Genomic DNA, 17,803 nt, shown 5'->3' on the forward strand with positions numbered 1-17,803 from the left:
ACCGATGTCAAAACGCGACTATTACGAAGTGCTCGGCGTGTCCAAGGGTGCTTCGGCGGATGAGATCAAGAAAGCTTTTCGCCGGAAGGCGAAAGAGCTGCACCCCGATCGCAACAAGGACAACCCGGACGCCGAGGCCCTGTTCAAAGAGGCCAACGAGGCCTATGACGTTCTGCGCGACGCTGACAAAAAGGCCGCCTATGACCGGTTCGGCCATGCTGCGTTCGAGAATGGCATGGGCGGAGGCCAGCGTGGTGGCGGCTTTGGATCGGGCGATTTCTCCAGCGCGTTTTCCGATGTGTTCGATGACCTGTTCGGCGATTTCATGGGTGGACAGCGTGGCGGCGGCGGACGCCGGGCTGCTCGCGGTTCGGACCTTCGCTACAACCTGAGGGTTTCACTGGAAGAGGCCTATTCCGGGCTGCAGAAAACCATCAACGTGCCGACAGCCGTGGCCTGTTCGTCCTGCGAGGGCACCGGCGCCGAGGGCGGAGTTGAACCAACCACCTGCCCGACCTGTTCCGGCATGGGCAAGGTGCGCGCACAACAGGGCTTTTTCACTGTCGAGCGCAGCTGCCCGACCTGTGCGGGTCTGGGGCAAATCATCAAAAACCCCTGCAAATCCTGCCACGGCTCGGGCCGGGTCGAGAAGGAGCGCGCGCTGTCGGTCAACATTCCGGCGGGCGTCGAAACCGGCACCCGTATCCGTTTGGCGGGCGAGGGCGAGGCCGGGATGCGCGGCGGTCCTCCGGGTGATCTTTACATCTTTGTCGAGGTGACGCCGCACAAACTGTTCGAGCGGGATGGCCCGAACCTGTATTGCCGCGTGCCTGTCAGCATGGCGAAGGCGGCGCTGGGCGGTTCGATCGAGGTGCCCACCATCGACGGTGGCCGCGGCCGGGTGCAGATTCCGGCCGGCAGCCAGTCGGGCCGGCAGATGCGCCTGCGCGGCAAGGGTATGCCTGCGCTGCGGGGCGGCGGTATCGGTGACATGTTCATCGAGCTTGCGGTCGAGACTCCGGTCAACCTGACCGCGCGGCAAAAAGAGCTGCTGCAGGAGTTCGACGATATGGGAGAGGACAACCACCCGGAATCGAAAAGCTTTTTCTCATCCGTCAAATCCTTCTGGGAGAGAATGCAAAGCTGATCCCAGCGTTCCAGAGACCGAAAGGCCGGCGTATCATCGCCGGCTTTTTTGTTTTCTAAGTCCAGTTTGGCCCGAAACTGCGCGGAATTGGCCCTTGATTCTCGGCCTCAGCCTTGAGAATGTCCGCGCCAACCGTTGGGGTGCCCCGGAACCGGGGCTGAGAGGCGCGAGCCAACCCATCGAACCTGATCCGGGCAATACCGGCGGAGGGAACGGTCTAAAACACTCAGACGTTTTCCATGCCCGCGTTGCCCCACATGCAAGAAGGGAGCGACATGGCGCATATCGCTTTGACCATCGCAGGATCCGACAGCGGCGGAGGTGCCGGTATTCAGGCCGATCTCAAGGCGATGTCGGCGCTGGGTGTGTTCGGTGCCAGTGTCATCACCGCGGTCACCGCCCAGAACACGCAGGCGGTCACCGCTGTGCACGGTATCCCGCTGGACGTGATCGCCGCGCAGATCGACGCGGTTTTGTCCGATCTGGACGTGCGCGCGGTCAAGATCGGCATGCTGGCCACGCCCGAGATCATCCAGACCGTCGCCGACGGCCTGTCCGGCTTTGCTGGGCCCATCGTGCTGGACCCGGTGATGATCGCCAAATCGGGCGATGCCCTGCTGGCGCGCGAGGCGGTGCAGACGTTGCGCGAGGTGCTGCTGCCCCGCGCCACCGTCCTGACCCCCAACCTGCCCGAGGCCGCCTGTCTGCTGGACCGGCTGGTCGCCGAAACGCCCGAGGAGATGGTCGCGCAGGGCCATGATCTTTGCACCCTGGGGGCTGGGGCCGTTCTGATGAAAGGCGGGCACGGCAAGCGCGATACCTGCCATGATCTGCTGATTGATCAGAACGGCATCATCGGTGAATTCACCGCGCCCCGTCAGGACACGCGCAACACCCACGGCACCGGATGCACCCTGTCCTCGGCCGTCGCGGCCGGTCTGGCCAAGGGGCTGCCTCTGGTCGATGCGGTGGCGCAGGCGCATGACTACCTGCAAGGCGCGATCACCCGCGCGGATGAGTTGCAGGTCGGCTCGGGCCACGGGCCGGTACATCACTTCCACCGGGTATGGCCGGCGTGACGGTTTGGTCGGTCATAGGTGCCGGCGTCGCCGGCTTGGCCGTGGCCTCGGAACTTGTGGCGCGGGGCGCGCAGGTACAGGTGTTCGATCCGGGCGGGCCGCCCGGTCCGCATGGGTGTTCCTGGTGGGCCGGCGGCATGCTGGCGCCGTGGTGCGAATATGAAAATGCCGAGGAACCGGTGCTGAGGCTGGGCCAGCAGGCGATCGACTGGTGGGCGGCCCGCACCCCGGTCGCGCGGCAGGGAACGCTGGTCGTGGCCAACACGCGCGACCTGCCCGACCTGCGCCGCTTTGCCCGCCGGACCGAGGGATTCACGCAGGTCGATCAAGCGAAAATCGCCAAATTAGAGCCTGATTTGCACGGGTTTTCCCAAGGCCTGTTCTTCGCCGACGAGGCCCATCTGGACCCTCGCCGGGCATTGCAGGACCTCTATCGCGGCCTGCAGGACAAAGGGGTCGAATTCCACCGCAAGCTGGCCCCGTCGCGGCTGGACAACGCCATCGATTGCCGGGGCTTGCACGCACGCGACATCCTGCACGACCTGCGCGGCGTGAAGGGGGAAATGCTGGTGATCCGCTGCCCCGACGTGACGCTGACCCGGCCCGTGCGGCTGTTGCATCCCCGGATGCCGCTCTATGTCGTACCGCGGGGCGAGGGCATCTACATGCTGGGCGCCACGATGATCGAATCCGAGGACAGCAGCCGGATCACCGCGCGCTCGATGCTGGAACTGCTCAGCGCGGCCTATGCGCTGAACCCGGCCTTCGGCGAGGCCGAGGTGCTGGAAATCGGGGTCGATCTGCGCCCGGCCTTTCCCGACAACCTGCCGCGGATCCGCCGGCTGGGGCGGACGATCTATGCCAACGGGTTGTATCGCCACGGCTACCTGCTGGCCCCGGCACTGGCCCGGGGCGTGGCCGATCTGGCGCTGAACAACACACATTCGGAGATGGTCGATGAAGATCGTGCTTAACGGCGAGCCGCGCGAGGTGCGCGCCGAAACCCTTGGCGAATTGCTGGCCGAATGCGGCTTTTCCGGCCGCGTCGCCACCGCGGTGAACGAAGAATTCGTGCCCTCCAGCCTGCGCATCGCGCACAATCTGGCCGAGGGCGACCGTGTTGAGGTCGTCGCACCGATGCAGGGGGGATGAAGATGAAGACGTTTTACGGCACCGAACTGCCCAACCCGCTGATGCTGGGCACCGCGCAATATCCCAGCCCGGCGATCCTGGAACAGGCCTTCCGAGCCAGCGGCGCGGGTGTCGCCACCGTCTCGCTGCGGCGCGAGGGCGCCGGTGGGGCCGGTCAGGCCTTCTGGTCGATGATCCGCGATCTGGGCGTGCTGATCCTGCCCAATACTGCCGGCTGTCACACCGTCAAAGAGGCCGTCACCACCGCCCACATGGCGCGCGAGGTGTTCGACACGCCGTGGATCAAGCTGGAACTGATCGGCCACACCGACAGCCTGCAGCCCGACGTGTTCCAACTGGTCGAGGCCGCGCGCATTCTGACCGACGAAGGGTTTCAGGTGTTCCCCTACACCACCGAAGACCTGATCGTGGCCGAACGCCTGCTGGCCGCCGGGTGCCAGGTGCTGATGCCCTGGGGCGCGCCGATCGGGTCGGGGCGGGGCTTGAACAACGAATACGCCCTGCGCGCGATGCGGGCCGAGTTCCCCGATGTGCCGTTGGTGGTGGATGCGGGCATCGGCCTGCCCAGCCACGCCGCCCACGCGATGGAGCTGGGCTATGACGCGGTTCTGCTGAACACCGCCGTCGCCCGTGCAGGCGATCCGGTGGCGATGGCACGGGCCATGGCGCTTGCGGTGCAGGCCGGGCAACTGGCGCATCAGGCCGACCCGATCGAGCCGCGCGACATGGCCGAGCCCTCGACCCCGGTGATCGGAAAGGCCTTTCTGTCATGACGCTCGAACGCTTCTATCCGATCTTCGATCATACCGATTGGCTGCGGCGGATGCTGCCCCTGGGCGTAAAACTGGTGCAGCTGCGCATCAAGGATCAGCCCGACGCGGTGGTGCGCACGGAAATCGCCGCCGCGCAGGCCCTGTGCCGCGACCACGGTGCGGTGCTGGTGGTGAACGACTATTGGCAGGCCGCCATCGACGCGGGATGTGACTGGATCCACCTGGGGCAGGAGGATCTGGACGACGCCGATCTGCCCGCCATCCGCAAGGCCGGGCTGAAACTGGGCGTGTCCACCCATGACGATGACGAGCTTGAACGCGTGCTGTCGATGGACCCGGACTATGTGGCGCTGGGGCCGGTCTATCCGACCATCCTGAAAAAGATGAAATGGCACCAACAGGGCCTGCCGCGCGTGACCGAGTGGAAACGGCGCGTGGGTGACATCCCCCTGGTCGGCATCGGCGGTATGAGCGTCGAGCGCGCACCGGGCGTGTTCCAGGCCGGGGCCGACATCGTCTCGGCCGTGACCGACATCACCCTTAACCCTGACCCCGACGCGCGGGTGCGGCAGTGGATCGAGGTCACGCGATGAGCCGCTATGCCCGCCAGATGATCCTGCCAGAGGTCGGGGCCGAAGGGCAGAACCGCCTTGCCCGCGCGCGGGTTCTGGTGGTGGGCGCCGGGGGGCTGGCCGCGCCCGCACTGCCGCTGCTGGCCGGGGCCGGGGTTGGGTATCTGACCATCGTCGATCCCGATACGGTGGACCTGTCCAACCTACACCGCCAGACGCTGTTCACCGAATCCGATTGCGGCCGCCCCAAGGCCGATGCCGCCGCCGAACGCTGCCGGGCCCTGAACAGTGAGATCACTGTTGAGCCGCAGAAACACCCTCTGACACCGGCGAATGCCGCCGATCTGGTGGCCGAGGCTGAACTGGTTCTGGATTGCGCGGACAGCTACGCGGCCAGCTATACGCTGTCGGATACCTGCATGGCGCAGGGCACGCCGCTGATCAGCGCCTCGGTCCTGGGCCTGTCGGGGTATGTCGGCGGGTTTTGCGGCGGCGCGCCGTCCCTGCGCGCGGTGTTCCCCGACGCGCCCGACAGCGGGGCCAGTTGCGCCACCGCGGGCGTTCTGGGCCCGATCGTGGCGATGATCGGCGCGATGCAGGCGCAGATGGCGCTGGGCGTGATCCTGGGCCTCGATCCCTCGCCCCTGGGCCAGATGGTGCAGGTGGATGGCCGTACCTGCTCCAGCAGCGGATTCCGCTTTGACACCGCGCCGGAGCCGGACGGCCATTTTCCCTTTGTCGCTCCTTCGCAGCTGGCCCCGGACGACCTGATCGTCGATCTGCGCAGCGTCGATGAAGCCCCCCAGCCGATCCACCCTAACGTCCGCCGCCTGACGGTCGACGCGCTGAAAACAGACCCTAACAAGGACAAAATGCTGGCTCTCTGCTGTGCCACCGGGCTGCGCGCCTGGCGCGCGGCCGAGGAACTCCACCCCCATTGGCGCGGCCGGATCGTTCTGGTCGCCGCCGCAACGTCGTGAAGCAAAAGGAAACGCAAACCATGAAGAAGCTGATCACCGCCATTGCCCTGCTGGCCGCAGCGCCTGCCTGGGCGCAGGACAAGATGACCGTCCTGCTGGACTGGTTCGTGAACCCCGACCACGGGCCGATCATCGTGGCGCAGGAGAACGGCTATTTCGCCGAACAGGGGCTTGAGGTCGAAATCGTGCCGCCCGCCGATCCGTCGGCCCCGCCGCGCCTTGTGGCCGCCGGTCAGGCCGATCTGGCCGTGTCGTACCAGCCGCAGCTGCACCTGCAGATCCACGAGGGCCTGCCGCTGAAACGTGTCGGGACGCTGGTCGCCACGCCGCTGAACTGCCTGCTGGTGCTCGAGGATGGCCCGATCAAATCGCTGGCCGACCTCAAGGGCAAGAAGATCGGCTTTTCGGTCGCCGGTGTCGAAGAGGCCATCCTGACCGCGATGCTGAACGCGCATGGCGTGTCGCTGGACGATATCGAGATGATCAACGTCAACTTTTCGCTGTCGCCGTCGCTGATGACGGGACAAGTGGATGCCGTGATCGGCGCCTTCCGCAATTTCGAGCTGAACCAGATGGATATCGAAGGCGTTCCGGGCCGCTGCTTCTACATCGAGGAAGAAGGCGTGCCGCCCTATGACGAGCTGATCTATGTGGCCAACCCCGAAACGATGGACAAGGACATGATTGCCCGCTTCCTGGCCGCCACCGAGAAGGCCACTCAGTATATCGTGAACAACCCGGAAAATAGCTGGGAGATCTTCGCTGCCACCTCGCCCGAGCTGCAGGACGAACTGAACGCCCGTGCCTGGGTCGATACCCTGCCGCGTTTCGCGCTGCGCCCCGCGGGCTTTGATGCCGGCCGCTATGCCCGGTTCGAGGCCTTTCTGAAAGACTCCGGCATGATCGACAGCATCAACCCGGTCAGCGACATCACCATCGACGTGACCGCGCAATGACCGACTATGGCAAAGCCTTCGCACTGATGCGCGATGCGGCGCAGGGACCGTGGCGGGACTATACCCGCCACGCCTTTGTCGAGGGGCTGAAGGACGGAACTCTGCCGCGCGCGGCGTTTCTGCATTATTTGCGGCAGGATTACGTGTTCCTGATCCATTTCTCGCGCGCCTGGGCGCTGGCGGTGGTGAAATCGGAAACTCATGCCGAAATGCTGGCCGCGTCGCGCACTGTGAATGGGCTGATCAGCGAAGAGATGAAGTTGCATATCGGCATTTGCGAGGCCGAGGGCATCAGCCAGGGCGAGCTGTTCGCCACGCCCGAACGCCCCGAGAACCTGGCCTATACCCGCTATGTGCTCGAGGCCGGCTACAGCGGTGATCTGCTGGATCTGCTTGCGGCGCTGGCGCCCTGCGTGATGGGATACGGGGAAATCGGCACCCGGCTGGCGGCCGAGGCCACCTCGGACACCTATCGCGATTGGATCGACGCCTATTCCAGCAGTGAATATCAGGAAGCCTGTCAGGCTGTGGGTGAATTACTGGATTCGGCTCTGATACGGCGACTTGGGGCGGATTTCCGTACCACACCGCGTTGGGATCGCCTGTGCCAGACCTTCCGCACCGCGACCGAGCTCGAGGTCAATTTCTGGCAGATGGGTCTGACCCCATGACCCCGCCTCCCGATCTGACCATCAGCGGACAGGCCAGCATCGACGGCGCGCCTCTGTTCGCGCCGCTGACCCTGTCGCTGAAGGCCGGGCAATGGACCTGCCTGCTGGGCGGATCGGGGGTCGGCAAGACCACGGTTCTGCGCCTGATCGCCGGGTTGGCGACCGGGGCCGAGTTCACCGGCGAGATCCGCGCCAGCGACGGGCTGCCGGTGGCCGAGCGCGTGGCCTACATGGCGCAGGACGACCTGCTGCTGCCTTGGGCCACGGTCGCGCAGAACGTGGCGCTGGGCGCCCGGCTGCGCGGCGAACGGGTCGATCAGGACCGCCGCGCCCGGCTGATCGAACGGATGCGCCTGCAGGACCACATGACCAAGAAGCCTTCGGAACTGTCCGGCGGGCAGCGTCAGCGCGTGGCATTGGCCCGGACCCTGATGGAAGACAAGCCGGTCATCCTGCTGGACGAGCCGTTCTCGGCGCTGGATGCGCGCACCCGCGCCGACATGCAGGACCTGGCCGCCGAGGCCCTGCAGGGCCGGACCGTTCTGCTGGTCACCCATGACCCTGCGGAGGCCGCGCGTCTGGGCCAGTCGATCATGGTGATGACGCGCCACGGCCTGACCCCGTGTCAGCCGCCCCACGCGCCGGTGCCGCGTCGGGTGGACGATCTGGAAACGCTGGAGACGCAGGGCGCGCTGCTGAAAATGCTGCGCGAGGAGGTGGCATGAAGACGCTCTCGGTCCTTGCCGCAACGCTGTTTGCGCTGGTCTTCTGGCAAGCGATCGTCACCCTGACCGGCCTGCCGAAATTTATCCTGCCCGGCCCGGCATTGGTGGCCGAGACCTGGTGGCAGAACCGCTGGCTGATCGCCGAACACACCTGGATCACCGCCATCGAGGTGCTGATCGGTTTGGCCTGCGGCACCGTGCTGGGCGTCGCCACCGCGCTGCAGCTAGCTAATTCCCGCGCTGCGCGAGTGCTGGTGCAGCCGATGCTGGTGTTCACCCAGGCGCTGCCGGTCTTTGCGTTGGCACCGTTGCTGACCCTGTGGCTGGGCTATGGGCTGTGGTCCAAGGTCGCGATGGCGGTGCTGATCATCTATTTCCCCATCACCTCGTCGTTTTTCGACGGGCTGATGCGCACGCCGTCCGGCTATCTGGACTTGGCCCGCACCATGCAGGCCAGCCCGCGCAGCGTGTTGTGGCATATCCGCATCCCGGCGGCGCTACCCTCGCTGGCTTCGGGGATGCGGCTGGCGGCGGTCTATGCCCCGATCGGGGCGGTGATCGGCGAATGGGTCGGCTCGTCGCAGGGGCTGGGATACCTGATGCTGCTGGCCAATGGTCGCGCCAAGACCGACCTGATGTTCGCTGCGATGCTGACGCTGGGGGTGTTCTCGATCCTGCTGCATCTGGCCGTGCGCCGCGCCACGGCCCGCATGGCCGGTGAGGCGCGTTAACCATTCGGAAACCGATTCTGGGGCAATCATGGGCGCATGACCAAGGACGCTTTTGCCGAAGCCCCATCGCTGTTCGAAACTGACGAAGCGCCGGTGACGCCGCTGCCCACGGGTCGGCTGCCCTCGTATATCAAGGACCACCGCAAGCGCCTGCGTGAACGGTTCATGTCGGGCGGCGCCGGGGCGATGCCGGATTACGAGTTGCTGGAACTGGTCCTGTTCCGCTCGATCCCCCGGCAGGACGTGAAACCGCTGGCGCGGCTGCTGCTGGATACATTCGGCGATTTCAACCGGGTGCTGACCGCCCCTGTGGAACGCCTGCGTCAGATCAAGGACGTGGGCGATACGGTCATCACCGACCTCAAGATCCTCGAGGCCTGCGCCCATCGCATGGCCCGCGCCCGGGTGATGCAGCGGCATGTGATTTCCAGCTGGGACGCGTTGCTGGATTATTGCCACACCACCATGGCGCATCGCGAGATCGAGCAGTTCCGCGTGTTCTTCCTGGACCGCAAGAACGTGCTCATCGCGGATGAGGAGCAGGCCAAGGGCACCGTCGATCACGTACCCGTCTACCCGCGCGAGGTCGCCAAACGCGCGCTGGAACTGAACGCCTCGGCGCTGATCCTGGTGCACAATCATCCGTCGGGTGATCCAACCCCGTCGCAGTCGGATATCGACATGACCAACCGCATCAACGATGCCTGCGCCGCACTGGGGCTGACCTTGCACGACCACCTGATCATCGGCAAATCGACCGAGCTGAGCTTCCGCTCGGAAGGTTATCTCTGACCGCTAGCGCACCCAGACTTCGACACGACGGTTGGCCTTGCGGCCCCATTCCGTGTCGTCGCAGGCCATGGGCATGGCTTCACCGAAACCTTCGACGGCGATCTCGACGGTTTCGGGGACTGCGGTCTCGATCGCGGCCAGAATCGCGTTGCGCACGGTCTGTGCGCGCCGCAAGGCGATGCGGGCATTGGTTTCCGCAGCACCGTCCCCGTCACTGAAACCGACGAAGACCAGTTTGCGCCCGTCATACTGGCCCGATTCAAGCGCCTGCGCCATTTGCAGGATGTTCGACCGCGACTGCGCGTCTGGCCGCGACGATCCCGGCTCGAACCGGAAAGACACCGACAGGCGCGACAGCGGGCGCAGAGTTTCGATCATCCGTTGCAGTTCTTCCAGACCCACCTCGGACCCACCCGAGGTGATGGCGTTGGCCAACCGGTCGCCCTGAAGCCCAAGACGTACCAGTTCGTGGGACTGGTCGACGAAACCGGCTTGCCGAATGACCATCTGTGCCTCGGGGCTTTGGACATAGGCCAGAAACTGGCGGGCGATCTTCGGGAGGCGCCGCTGTGGAAGATACAGGAACATCGGCAGGGTCAGCGGATAGTCCTCGGTCTTGATGGCGGCGCGCGTGGCGCGCAATGCGTGACCGCATCCGCCGGCCAGCGGCAGACTGCGCACGTTTTGCGGGTCAGCGTGGCTGACGATACCGAGTGCGAACGGATCGCGCGCAACCGCTGCTGCCAGTTCCGCGCTGCGGGTGTGGCGGATCACGTCCTCATGCGCCTGCACACCGGCTGGCTGCATCACCTGGTCTTGCACGGCCTGACCAACACCGGTTGTCACATCCGGCAGATGAACGGCGATGGGGGCATCCGGGCCACCGAGCTGTGCCCAGTTGGCGACCTCGCCATTTATGACCCGCGCCAGGTCCGAAACCGAGATCTGCTGGATCGGATTGTCCAATGAGACCACCGGCACCAGCGCGCCAAGAGCCACCACCCGCGACCGGCGCGGTCGGGACAGGTCGCCCAGACCGTTTTCCTGCGCCGCCGCGGCCTCCTGCGGGCGGATTTCGCGCATCGCCAAAGCGATGTCTGCCTGATCGGCGGTCAGATCGGCAAAACCGCGGTCGGTGTCCGAAACGCGCAGGAAAAACCGCGCCAAAGGGGCGGTCCGATCCGGCTGCGTCAGGGCAAAGACAAGCTGCGCAGGGTCCGTGCCTTCGCTTAGCACGTTCAGGTTTTCTCGTTGCGCAAAGCCTTCGATCAAGGCCGGAAGTAGGGATTCGGCCATCACCGATGCGCCAGAGAAGTTCACTTCGGCCACAAAGTCGATCAGGTTGGGGCAAGCCGGACCGTCGCAGGTGACGCCGGATCCATCCACCGTCAGTTCGCCGAACTGGGTGTCCACACGGTAGAACTCACCATCAAACCCCAACAGGTTCCCGGTGATCTCGACCTTGCCGTCATGCGAGGTCAGGGTGATGTCCTGAGCGAGGGCGCCTGAAGCGCCAGCCATCAACGACAACACCGTCATCGTCGCGTGAAGATACTTCATAAAGACCTGTAGACCTGCCTGCCGTTACTTTGCGGCGATTGTCAGGTCTTGGAACAGATTATTCAACACCAGAAAGTCCTGTCCGCTGTCGCAGGCCGGCAGGGTGATCGACAGCTCTCGCGACCGCAGCCCCTGATCGTCCAGCAACTCGAGCGCTTGCAGATCCAGGTCCTGCCCACAATTCCGGGGAGTCACTTCGGCCTCGACGCTCAGGGCGACGGTGCCATTTGCGTCGGCCAGGTTGCGGGGGATCGTATAGATCTCGGCATTGCGCTCGCCGGCCATGCCGAAGTGGACAACCTGCCCGGTACCGGAGCTGCCGGCGTTCGACCAGACATGCCCGGCCTCGCCATAGGATGCACCGAACTCCAACGCGTGCAGTTGCAATTCGGTGTCCCCCATCCATTGCAGCGCAACCCGGTCATAGTCTGAAAAATCAGGAATGTGAGTAGTGGCGACAGTGCCGCGCTGGTTTTTGAACGAGATCAGGAAAATGGCATATTCCGACAGGGCGGGAATGGACAGGTCCAGACGGCCGTCCTTGTCGGTTCGGGCGCTGAACGTCATGCCGCTGTGGTGCAGCTCGACGGTTTCATCGGGGTTGCAGGGGGCTTTCAGGGTCAAACGTGCTGTCGCGTTGGGGGCCGCCATTGCGCGGGCCCGGAGATCGCAGTCGACCTGCGCCTGAGGAACGGCAGGCTCAGCCCGAGGCGGAACCTTGGCCGAGGGTTCGGGGGCCGTGGACGCATTCGGCGTCGCCGAAGTCAGAACGATACCTTCCAACCCGGCAATCACGGTGCCTTCTCCAGACGGCTGGATCATCGCTTGACGTGTTTCCTGCACGTCCGGCTGCGAGGCCGGTCCGTTCTGCATCAGGTAGCCGATGGCCAATGCGCATGCGACCGTGCCACCTGTGGTCACGTAGTTCCGTATTACAAACAAGACACCCTCCCCAGTTGAAGGAGCGAGTCGGAGACTGCTTAACAATCGCGGCCAATATGTGGCCGCGACGCGGACTCATTATGTCGGGAATCTGACCGGATCAGGCAAGCCGACCATGGCAGTGCTTGAATTTCTTGCCGGATCCGCAGGGGCAGGGATCGTTGCGCGACGGATTACCCCAGGTTGACGGGTCGTCCTCGACAAAGCCGGGCCGCGCATCGCCCGACGCCTGCGCCTCGGCCTCCGCTTCGGCCTGTTCGGCGGCTTTCTTGATCTGTGCCTGCTGCGCCTGCATCTGTGCCAGCATCTCGCGCTGCTCTTCTTCGGTCAGCGGGCGGACGCGGGCCAGTTGCTGGGTAACCGTTTCACGCAGGCTGTCGAGCATGTTCTCGAACAGCTGGAAGCTTTCGGTCTTGTATTCGTTCAGCGGATCGCGCTGGGCGTAACCGCGGAAGCCCACGACCGAGCGCAGATGTTCCAGGGTCAGCAAGTGCTCGCGCCACTTGCTGTCGATGGTCTGCAGCAGCACCTGCTTTTCGATGTTGCGCATGTTCTCGGGGCCGAAGGCGGCGGCCTTCTGGGCCATCATCTCGTCGGTCGCCTTGATCAGGCGCTCGCGAACCACGTCGTCATCGACCCCATCCTCGGCCGCCCACTCCTGAACCGGAACATCGATGTTCAGCTTTTCTTTGAGGGCCGCGTGCAGCCCGTCGGTGTCCCACTGGTCGGCGTAGGTTTTGGGCGGCATGTACTGGTCGATCAGATCGTCGATGACCTGTTCGCGCATGTCCGAAACGATTTCGGACAGATCGTCGGTCGACATGATTTCGCGTCGCTGGTTGAAGATCACCTTGCGCTGATCGTTCATCACGTCGTCGAACTTGAGAACGTTCTTGCGCATGTCGAAGTTGCGGCCTTCGACCTTTGCCTGCGCACGTTCCAGCGATTTGTTCACCCAGGGGTGGACGATCGCTTCGCCTTCTTTCATGCCCAGGGTGGTCAGAACTTTGTCCAGCCGTTCCGAGCCGAAGATGCGCATCAGGTCGTCTTCCAGGCTGAGGAAAAACACGGTGCGGCCCGGGTCGCCCTGACGGCCCGAACGGCCGCGCAGCTGGTTGTCGATGCGGCGGCTTTCGTGGCGCTCCGAGGCCAGAACGAACAGACCGCCGGCCTCCAGCACCTTTTGCTTTTCTTCCGCATGGCGCGCCTCTTCCCGGGCGCGCAGTTCGGCCGGGTCGGCGTCGGGGTTTTCGGCCAGCGCCTGCATGACGCTCATTTCCACGTTACCGCCCAGCTGGATGTCGGTGCCGCGGCCGGCCATGTTGGTGGCGATGGTTACCGCGCCCAGACGTCCGGCCTCGGCCACGATCTGGGCCTCCTGCTCGTGCTGGCGGGCGTTCAGGACGTTGTGCTTGATGCCTTCCTTGGTCAGCATCTCGCTGAGCATTTCGGACTTCTCGATCGAGGTCGTGCCCACCAGAACCGGCTGGCCCTTGGCGTTGGCCTTCTTGATCTCCTCGATCATGGCCGCGTATTTCTCGGCCGCGGTGCGATAGACCTGATCGTCCTCGTCGGCACGGGCGATCGGCTTGTTGGTCGGCACTTCGACTACGCCCAGGCCATAGATTTCGGCGAATTCCTCGGCCTCGGTCAGGGCGGTACCGGTCATGCCGGCCAGCTTGTCATAGAGGCGGAAATAGTTCTGGAAAGTCACGCTGGCCAAGGTCACGTTTTCGGGCTGGATCGGCGCGCCTTCCTTGGCTTCGATGGCTTGGTGCAGACCTTCGGACAGACGGCGGCCCGGCATCATCCGGCCCGTGAATTCGTCAATCAGAACCACGTTGCCGTCGCGCACAATGTAGTCCTTGTCCCGCTGGAACAGCTTGTGCGCGCGCAGGCCCTGGTTGACGTGGTGCACCACCGTGGTGCTTTCGGGGTCGTACAGCGACTGGCCCTCGGGCAGCAGGCCACTGGCGTGCAGCTGCTCTTCAAGGAACTCGTTGCCTTCATCGGTGAAGGTCACGCTGCGGGACTTCTCGTCGATCGTATAGTGATCGTCCTGCAGGGACGGAATCAGGCCGTCGATGGCCGTGTAAAGATCGGACCGGTCCTGAGATGGACCCGAGATGATCAGCGGGGTCCGTGCCTCGTCGATCAGAATCGAGTCGACCTCGTCCACGATCGCGAAATTGTGGTGCTTCTGGTAGACCTCGTTCAGATCCGCCTTCATGTTGTCGCGCAGATAGTCGAAGCCCAGCTCATTGTTGGTGGCGTAGGTGATGTCACAGGCATAGGCCGCTTTTTTCTCGGCATCGGGCTGGCCCGACCAGATCACGCCGGTGGTCATACCCAACGCGCCGAACACGTTGCTCATCCATTCGGCGTCACGCTTTGCCAGATATTCGTTGACTGTGACGACATGCACGCCCTTTCCGGTCAGTGCGTTCAGATAGGCGGGGAAGGTGGCGACCAGGGTCTTGCCTTCGCCGGTCTTCATCTCGGCAATGTTGCCCTGATGCAGGAAGATGCCGCCCATGAGCTGCACGTCAAAGGCCCGCAAACCCAGCGCGCGCTTGGCGCCTTCGCGCACGTTGGCGAATGCCTCGGGCAGCAGGTCGTCCAGGCTCTCACCCTCGTTGGCCCGCTTGCGCAGCTCTTCGGTCTTGGCTTTCAGATCGTCATCCGAGAGTTTTTCGAACTCCGGCTCCAGCGCGTTGATCTTTTCGACCAGCGGGCGGGTTGCCTTGATCTTGCGGTCGTTCGGTGTTCCGAACACCTTTTTGGCAAGCGTACCGAGTCCCAGCATGTTCACTCCAGCGGATCTTTTCTTGTCTTGGTTGCGACAGGCTTGCCCACCTTGCGCGCAACCCATAGATAGCTGGGAGGAAAAGATGGTCCTGTCAAAGGCTGCAAGCGATGTAAGCGGCAGGTTCCAGAGTGTCAACGCCACGCCCTGTCGCGGCCAGAATATAGGATGAATTCATGCCCAAAGGTCTCACTTTTCTGCCATCGCTGGCTCTTGCGGCCATGATGGCCCTGCCTGTCGCCGCTGAAACCGAACCCTCTGCCGATACGGTTGTGGCGCGCGTCAACGGCGACGAGATCACTTTGGGTCACGTGATTGCCACTGCGGCTGGCCTGCCGCCGCAATATCAGCAGTTGGAAGACGAGGTCCTGTACCAGTTCATCGTCGAGCAGCTGATCCAGCAACAATTGCTCAGCCAGGAGCAGGACGAGCTGACCCGCCTGAACGCGCTGATGCTGACCAACGAAGAGCGCTCGCTGAAGGCGGTGCAGACGGTGAACCAGATCACCGATGCCCAGGTGACCGACGACGCGATCCAGGCCGCCTATGACGCACAGTTCGCGGACTTCCAGGGCGAAGACGAGTTCAACGCCAGCCACATCCTTGTCGCGACCGAGGACGAGGCCAAGGAGATCAAGGCGCAACTGGATGACGGCGCCGATTTTGCCGAGCTGGCCAAAGAGAAATCCACCGGCCCGTCCGGTCCCAATGGCGGTGCGCTGGGCTGGTTTGGCAAGGGCCAGATGGTGCCCGAATTCGAACAGGCCGTGATCGGGCTGGAAAAAGGTCAGGTCTCGGACCCGGTACAGACCCAGTTCGGGTGGCATGTCGTGATCCTGAACGACAAACGCAAATCCGAAGCGCCCGAGTTTGCGGCGGTGCGGGATGAACTGGCCCAGTCCGTCCGTCAGGAGGCCATTCAGGCCAAGATCGACGAGCTGACCCAGGCCGGCAGCGTCGAGCGCCCCGAGGTCGAGGGCCTGACCCCGGACGTGGTCCGCAAGCTGGACCTGGTTCAGGAGTAAACCCCAGTGGCCAAGATCACCAAGGTGTCTCCGCTGGCCCCTGCGGCCTTCCCTGATCTGCCGGTCATCGACGGTGTGCGGTTCGCCACCGTCGCCGCCGGGGTGCGGTATCAGGGCCGCACCGACGTGATGCTGGCGGTGCTCGATCCGGGCACCGCGGTGGCCGGTGTGTTCACCCGTTCGGCCACACGTGCGGCGCCGGTGCTGGATTGCCAGGACAAGATCGGTGGGCCCAGCGACGGGCCGGCGGCGATCCTGGTGAACTCGGGCAACGCCAATGCCTTTACCGGGCAGTACGGGCAGGCCTCAGTCGAGCAGATCACTGCAGCCGTGGCGCAGGCGACCGGTGTGGCGCAGAACCGCGTGTTCACCTCGTCCACCGGGGTGATCGGCGAGCCGCTGCCGCATGACCGGATCGTGGCCGGGCTGGACGAACTGACCGCCGGCCTGCGCGCCGACGCCTTGGAAGAGGCCGCGCGGGCGATCATGACCACCGACACCTTCCCCAAAGGCGCCAGTGCGCAGGTCGAGATTGACGGCAAAACAGTCTCTATTGCGGGGATTGCCAAAGGGTCGGGCATGATCGCGCCCGACATGGCGACGATGCTGGTTTATATCTTCACCGACGCGAAGATCGACCAATCGGCGTTGCAACGGATGCTGTCCGAGCAGACCGACCGGACCTTCAACTGCATCACCGTGGACAGCGACACCTCGACCTCGGACAGCCTGCTGCTGTGCGCGACCGGCGCGTCGGGCGCGGATGCCACCGGCAATGCCGATTTCGCGCGGGCGCTGGAATCGGTGATGCTGGATCTGGCGCATCAGGTGGTGAAGGACGGCGAAGGCGCCACCAAATTCGTCGAGATCCGCGTGACCGGCGCCGCCTCGGACGCCGATGCCAAAGTCCACGGCATAGCCATCGCCAATTCACCGCTGGTCAAGACCGCCATCGCGGGCGAGGATCCGAACTGGGGCCGGGTCGTCATGGCTATCGGCAAATCCGGCGCGGCGGCCGATCGCGACACGCTCAGCATTTCCTTCGGCGATATCCTCGTGGCCGAAAAAGGCTGGGTCAGCCCGACCTATCGCGAGGAAGACGCCGCCGCCTACATGAAGGGCCAGGAACTGGTGATCGCGGTCGATCTGGGGCTGGGCGAGGGCAAGGCCACTGTCTGGACCTGCGATCTGACCCACCGATACATCGAGATCAACGCGGATTACCGGTCGTGACATCAGAGCTATTCGAGCAGAAGTGGAGCCCGATTTTGCGTCCGGGATTGCGACCATGAAAACGGTTCTCGTCTCTGCCGTCGCCTTGATCGACGTGGATGGGCGGGTGCTGCTGGCGCAGCGCCCGGAGGGCAAGGCCATGGCTGGCTTGTGGGAATTTCCCGGCGGCAAGATCGAGCCGGGCGAAACCCCCGAGGCTGCCCTGATCCGCGAATTGCACGAGGAACTTGGCATCGACACCTGGGCCTCGTGCCTTGCACCGCTGACCTTTGCCAGCCACAGCTATGACGATTTCCATCTACTGATGCCGCTGTTTGCCTGCCGCAAGTGGCAGGGCATTCCGCAGTCGAAAGAGGGTCAGGCGCTGAAATGGGTGCGGGCGAACGAGCTGCGCAACTATCCGATGCCGGCGGCGGATGTTCCATTGATCCCGATTTTGCGGGATTGGTTGTAGGGCGCAAAGCCAGGGACGTTCGAGTTGATAGGTCTGGATGTCTTGTATGCGGACAATGCGGAAGTTAAAAACTTATGCTTTTGTGCATTGAATTGCGCCTTTGGAGCGTTGCGCTCAGAGCCAAGAAATTGCTAGCAAACTCTAGTGAAGCAGCGACGAGTGCGCGTTTTTTGAACCCATGTGTTACTCACTTGAATTAAAGGCT

The 17,803-nt window shown here is 64.0% G+C and carries 18 protein-coding genes and 1 riboswitch; of the genes, 15 read left to right on the forward strand and 3 right to left on the reverse strand.

Annotation, left to right across the window (positions count from 1 at the left end; translation table 11 throughout):
* Positions 1-4: 4 nt before the first annotated feature.
* The 12 genes from dnaJ (at position 5) to radC (ending at position 9,578) form a co-directional block, all read left to right on the forward strand.
* Positions 5-1,147, forward strand: coding sequence for a molecular chaperone DnaJ (gene dnaJ, locus ACR0MM_RS18175; RefSeq protein ID WP_480697762.1), 1,143 nt, complete (start codon positions 5-7; stop codon positions 1,145-1,147).
* A 126-nt stretch (positions 1,148-1,273) separates the two neighbouring features.
* A riboswitch (TPP riboswitch) is annotated at positions 1,274-1,376 on the forward strand.
* Positions 1,377-1,422: 46 nt separating this feature from the next.
* On the forward strand, positions 1,423-2,226 hold the full coding sequence (gene thiD, locus ACR0MM_RS18180; protein WP_480697764.1) for a bifunctional hydroxymethylpyrimidine kinase/phosphomethylpyrimidine kinase: 804 nt from the start codon (positions 1,423-1,425) through the stop codon (positions 2,224-2,226).
* Positions 2,223-3,200, forward strand: coding sequence for an FAD-dependent oxidoreductase (locus ACR0MM_RS18185; RefSeq protein ID WP_480697766.1), 978 nt, complete (start codon positions 2,223-2,225; stop codon positions 3,198-3,200). The genes thiD and ACR0MM_RS18185 overlap by 4 nt, the downstream gene beginning before the upstream one ends.
* Positions 3,184-3,378 carry a sulfur carrier protein ThiS gene (gene thiS / locus ACR0MM_RS18190; RefSeq protein ID WP_170459510.1) on the forward strand — a complete coding sequence of 65 codons (195 nt, stop codon included), beginning with the start codon at positions 3,184-3,186 and terminating at the stop codon, positions 3,376-3,378. Before ACR0MM_RS18185 ends, thiS begins: the two co-directional genes overlap by 17 nt.
* A 2-nt stretch (positions 3,379-3,380) precedes the next feature.
* Positions 3,381-4,151 (forward strand): thiazole synthase, encoded by a 771-nt coding sequence (locus ACR0MM_RS18195; RefSeq protein ID WP_170440075.1) that lies wholly within the window; start codon positions 3,381-3,383, stop codon positions 4,149-4,151.
* Positions 4,148-4,744, forward strand: a complete 597-nt coding sequence (locus tag ACR0MM_RS18200; protein ID WP_480697768.1) for a thiamine phosphate synthase — start codon at positions 4,148-4,150, stop codon at positions 4,742-4,744. The genes ACR0MM_RS18195 and ACR0MM_RS18200 overlap by 4 nt, the downstream gene beginning before the upstream one ends.
* Positions 4,741-5,703, forward strand: coding sequence for a ThiF family adenylyltransferase (locus ACR0MM_RS18205; RefSeq protein WP_480697770.1), 963 nt, complete (start codon positions 4,741-4,743; stop codon positions 5,701-5,703). Before ACR0MM_RS18200 ends, ACR0MM_RS18205 begins: the two co-directional genes overlap by 4 nt.
* Positions 5,704-5,723: 20 nt before the next feature.
* Positions 5,724-6,659 carry an ABC transporter substrate-binding protein gene (locus ACR0MM_RS18210; protein ID WP_480697772.1) on the forward strand — a complete coding sequence of 312 codons (936 nt, stop codon included), beginning with the start codon at positions 5,724-5,726 and terminating at the stop codon, positions 6,657-6,659.
* The gene (gene tenA, locus ACR0MM_RS18215) at positions 6,656-7,330 is read left to right on the forward strand and encodes a thiaminase II (RefSeq protein WP_480697774.1); all 675 of its coding nucleotides are present in this window, start codon (positions 6,656-6,658) and stop codon (positions 7,328-7,330) included. The genes ACR0MM_RS18210 and tenA overlap by 4 nt, the downstream gene beginning before the upstream one ends.
* Positions 7,327-8,055, forward strand: a complete 729-nt coding sequence (locus ACR0MM_RS18220) for an ABC transporter ATP-binding protein (RefSeq protein WP_480697776.1) — start codon at positions 7,327-7,329, stop codon at positions 8,053-8,055. Before tenA ends, ACR0MM_RS18220 begins: the two co-directional genes overlap by 4 nt.
* A complete protein-coding gene (locus tag ACR0MM_RS18225; RefSeq protein WP_480697778.1) occupies positions 8,052-8,786 on the forward strand; it encodes an ABC transporter permease in 735 nt (244 codons plus the stop codon). Before ACR0MM_RS18220 ends, ACR0MM_RS18225 begins: the two co-directional genes overlap by 4 nt.
* Positions 8,787-8,822: 36 nt before the next feature.
* Entirely contained in the window at positions 8,823-9,578 is a 756-nt protein-coding gene (gene radC / locus ACR0MM_RS18230; protein WP_480697780.1) for a RadC family protein, read from the forward strand.
* A 3-nt stretch (positions 9,579-9,581) separates the two neighbouring features.
* On the opposite strand, the gene ACR0MM_RS18235 is transcribed toward radC, so the two are convergent.
* The 3 genes from ACR0MM_RS18235 to secA form a co-directional block, all read right to left on the reverse strand.
* Positions 9,582-11,138 carry a phosphate ABC transporter substrate-binding/OmpA family protein gene (locus tag ACR0MM_RS18235; protein ID WP_480697782.1) on the reverse strand — a complete coding sequence of 519 codons (1,557 nt, stop codon included), beginning with the start codon at positions 11,136-11,138 and terminating at the stop codon, positions 9,582-9,584.
* 24 nt (positions 11,139-11,162) lie between these two features.
* Complete coding sequence (locus tag ACR0MM_RS18240) at positions 11,163-12,080, reverse strand: hypothetical protein (protein WP_480697784.1); 918 nt, start codon at positions 12,078-12,080, stop codon at positions 11,163-11,165.
* A gap of 100 nt (positions 12,081-12,180) precedes the next feature.
* A complete protein-coding gene (secA, locus tag ACR0MM_RS18245; RefSeq protein WP_480697786.1) occupies positions 12,181-14,886 on the reverse strand; it encodes a preprotein translocase subunit SecA in 2,706 nt (901 codons plus the stop codon).
* Between the two features lie 176 nt (positions 14,887-15,062).
* On the opposite strand from secA, the gene ACR0MM_RS18250 reads away from it, so the two are divergent.
* Genes ACR0MM_RS18250 through mutT form a run of 3 tightly spaced genes read left to right on the forward strand, consistent with a single transcriptional unit; the run spans position 15,063 to position 17,598 of the window.
* Entirely contained in the window at positions 15,063-15,911 is an 849-nt protein-coding gene (locus tag ACR0MM_RS18250; protein ID WP_170342723.1) for a peptidylprolyl isomerase, read from the forward strand.
* Between the two features lie 6 nt (positions 15,912-15,917).
* Positions 15,918-17,144, forward strand: coding sequence for a bifunctional glutamate N-acetyltransferase/amino-acid acetyltransferase ArgJ (argJ, locus tag ACR0MM_RS18255; protein WP_480697788.1), 1,227 nt, complete (start codon positions 15,918-15,920; stop codon positions 17,142-17,144).
* Between the two features lie 55 nt (positions 17,145-17,199).
* Positions 17,200-17,598: an 8-oxo-dGTP diphosphatase MutT gene (mutT, locus tag ACR0MM_RS18260; protein ID WP_170340762.1), complete on the forward strand. Its 399-nt coding sequence runs from the start codon at positions 17,200-17,202 to the stop codon at positions 17,596-17,598.
* Positions 17,599-17,803 lie beyond the last annotated feature (205 nt).

The sequence above is a fragment of the Ruegeria sp. BC6 genome, assembly GCF_056539185.1.

Bases quoted from the DNA above. Each gene is read 5' to 3' on its own strand.
- ACR0MM_RS18250 (WP_170342723.1), top strand. From the start codon at position 15,063: ATGCCCAAAGGTCTCACTTTTCTGCCATCGCTGGCTCTTGCGGCCATG.
- tenA (WP_480697774.1), top strand. From the start codon at position 6,656: ATGACCGACTATGGCAAAGCCTTCGCACTGATGCGCGATGCGGCGCAG.
- ACR0MM_RS18205 (WP_480697770.1), top strand. From the start codon at position 4,741: ATGAGCCGCTATGCCCGCCAGATGATCCTGCCAGAGGTCGGGGCCGAA.
- radC (WP_480697780.1), top strand. From the start codon at position 8,823: ATGACCAAGGACGCTTTTGCCGAAGCCCCATCGCTGTTCGAAACTGAC.
- ACR0MM_RS18200 (WP_480697768.1), top strand. From the start codon at position 4,148: ATGACGCTCGAACGCTTCTATCCGATCTTCGATCATACCGATTGGCTG.
- ACR0MM_RS18220 (WP_480697776.1), top strand. From the start codon at position 7,327: ATGACCCCGCCTCCCGATCTGACCATCAGCGGACAGGCCAGCATCGAC.
- thiS (WP_170459510.1), top strand. From the start codon at position 3,184: ATGAAGATCGTGCTTAACGGCGAGCCGCGCGAGGTGCGCGCCGAAACC.
- ACR0MM_RS18235 (WP_480697782.1), bottom strand. From the start codon at position 11,138: ATGAAGTATCTTCACGCGACGATGACGGTGTTGTCGTTGATGGCTGGC.
- secA (WP_480697786.1), bottom strand. From the start codon at position 14,886: ATGCTGGGACTCGGTACGCTTGCCAAAAAGGTGTTCGGAACACCGAAC.
- ACR0MM_RS18225 (WP_480697778.1), top strand. From the start codon at position 8,052: ATGAAGACGCTCTCGGTCCTTGCCGCAACGCTGTTTGCGCTGGTCTTC.
- thiD (WP_480697764.1), top strand. From the start codon at position 1,423: ATGGCGCATATCGCTTTGACCATCGCAGGATCCGACAGCGGCGGAGGT.
- ACR0MM_RS18195 (WP_170440075.1), top strand. From the start codon at position 3,381: ATGAAGACGTTTTACGGCACCGAACTGCCCAACCCGCTGATGCTGGGC.
- ACR0MM_RS18210 (WP_480697772.1), top strand. From the start codon at position 5,724: ATGAAGAAGCTGATCACCGCCATTGCCCTGCTGGCCGCAGCGCCTGCC.
- dnaJ (WP_480697762.1), top strand. From the start codon at position 5: ATGTCAAAACGCGACTATTACGAAGTGCTCGGCGTGTCCAAGGGTGCT.
- mutT (WP_170340762.1), top strand. From the start codon at position 17,200: ATGAAAACGGTTCTCGTCTCTGCCGTCGCCTTGATCGACGTGGATGGG.